The sequence below is a fragment of the Thermodesulfovibrionia bacterium genome (genome assembly GCA_030646035.1).
GTDB lineage: Bacteria > Nitrospirota > Thermodesulfovibrionia > UBA6902 > UBA6902 > JACQZG01.
On record JAUSMY010000003.1, the window covers coordinates 1 to 2,577 of the forward strand.

Below are 2,577 nucleotides of genomic sequence, written 5' to 3' on the forward strand. Positions count from 1 at the left end.
GGCAAACCGGCCACTTGGGTCCACCGTCACCGACGTGGGCAACGGCCCGGCCGCAATCGTGTCCACCGCCGTCAACGCTCCCGTCGTGCTGTTAATGGCAAACGTCGACAGACTATCGCTTTGATTCGCCGCATAGGCGAAGCGCCCACTCGGATCCACCGTGATGGAGAAGGGCTGGAGCCCGGAGATCATGTAGCCAAGGGAGCGCAATTGCCCGCTCATCGCATCGACCACATACATCGAGATGGTGTTCTCGTCTGTGTTCGTCACATAAGCAAACCGCGGGGAAGCGGTCCCACCACCACCGCCGCCGCCACCCGAAGTAGTGCCCCCAGCGGTCAACACCCCTGTCGTACCATTGATCGTGAACGTCAACACTGAATTGTCAGCAAAGTCCACATAGGCAAACTGCCCGCTCGGGTCAACGCTGACGGAGACTGGGCTCGTGCCTGCCGCAATCGGCGCGCCCACCGTCGTCAACACCCCCGTCGTGCCATTGATCGCCAAGACGGACACGGTGTTGGCGCCTTGGTTCACGACATACGCAAACCGGCCGCTCGGGTCCACCGTCACCGACACGGGATTCGTCCCGACCGCCACAGGTGCACTCACCGCGGTCAACGCGCCTGTGCTGCCATCGATCCTGAAGACCGACACGTCATTGGACAGTTCATTCGCCACATAAGCCCACCGTCCACTCGGGTCCACCGTCACCGCACGAGGCGTCATCCCGACTGCCACTGGCGTACCCACGGCTGTCAACCCTCCGCTGATGCGATTGATCGCGAACACCGACACGCTATTGGCCCCTTGGTTCACGACATACGCCCACCGTCCGCTCGGGTCCACCGTCACGAAGCGTGGCCCCGTCCCGGCCGTAAACGGACTACCCTCCACGGCTGCCAATGCCCCACTCGTGCCATTGATCGTGAACCCCGACACCGTATTGGCGCCTTGGTTCGCGACATACACGAATCGCCCGCTCGGATCCACCGTCACGGCCATGGGGGTCGTCCCGGTCGCCACCGGCGCGCCAAGGGGCGTCAAAACTCCGCTGCTCCCATCAATCGTGAATACCGACACATTGTTGGAGCCGGAGTTCGCCACATAGGCCCACTGACTGTTTGCGTCCACCGAGACAGCACGCGGAGCCGTCCCCGCAGGGAAGGGACTACCGGCCACGGCCGCCAACGCTCCGTTCGTACTATTGATCGCAAACGCAGACACGTTATTGAACGCTTGGTTCGCCACATAGGCGAACTTCGGCGTGAACTGCACCGGTGCCGTACTACGGACCATCGCCAGAGAGCTCGGCGCCGTGCGGGCCGCCACCGTTGCAGACGTGGCCAAAGGACTCAGGGCTCCTGTCGTGCTGTTAATTGTGAACGCCGATACGGTATTGCCCGACTCGTTCGCCACATAGAGAAACTGCAGACTCGGGTCCACCGTGACGGAGATCGGACCCGCCCCGGTCGGCACCGGACTACCGACTGCCGTCAGTGCCCCCGTCGTACTATTGATCGTATAGGCCGACACAGCATTCGCGCCGAAGTTCGCCACATAGACCCGCTGCCCGCTGGGATCGACCGTGATGGCCCGTGGGTCCACCCCCGTCGCCACCGGACTGCCGAGCGCGGTCAGCGCCCCGGTTGCGCTGTTGATCGTGAAGACCGAGATATTGCTGGAATCGCGGTTCGCCACATAGGCCCACCGCCCGCTCGGATCCACGACGACGGCACGCGGGCTCGCTCCCGCGGCAAACGGACTGCCCACGACCGGCGTTAAGGCCCCCGTCGTGCTGTTGATCGTATAGGCTGACACGTTGTCGGAATAGAGATTTGTCGCATAGACAAAATGCCCGCTCGGGTCCACCGTCACTACCATGGGCGCCGTCCCGGCCGGCACCGACGCGCCCACCGCCGTCAACGCCCCCGTCGTGCTGTTGACCGCATACGCCGACAGGCTATTGGCCAGGCGATTCGCCACATAGGCAAACCGCCCGCTTGGATCCACCGTGACCGACATGGGCAGCGGCCCGGCGGCAATCGTGTCCACCCCCGTCAATGCCCCCGTCGTGCTATTGATCGCAAACGTCGACAGGCTGTCGCTTTGATTTGCCACATAGGCGAACCGCCCACTCGGGTCCACCGTGACGGAGAAGGGATACAGCCCGGAGATCACATAACCCAGCGAGCGCAACTGGCCCGTGGTCGCATTCACCGCATACATTGAGATCGTGTTCTCGTCTGTGTTCGTCACATAGGCAAACCGCGGAAAACCGGTCCCACCGCCGCCGCCACCGCCCCCACCGCCAGACCCTCCTCCAGATGTACCCACGAAGGTACCAGTTGCCGTCAATGCCCCCGTCGTACTATTGATGGCAAACGCCGACACGGTGTTGGTACCGAAATCCACATAGGCCCACTGCCCGCTCGGGTCCACCGTGACCGACACGGGGAGCGCCCCCGTGGCAACCGGAGCACCCAGGGCCGTTAGAGCCCCAGTGATCCCATCGACCGCAAACGCCGAGACGGTATTCGACCCTTGGTTCACGACATACGCAAACCGGCCGCTCGG

Annotated in this window: 1 protein-coding gene; it reads right to left on the reverse strand. The window is 63.3% G+C overall.

Annotated features, from left to right (window positions below):
• Positions 1 to 2,577, reverse strand: a 2,577-nt coding sequence (locus Q7U10_00295) for a beta-propeller fold lactonase family protein (protein MDO8281060.1), incomplete at both ends; no start/stop codon positions are given.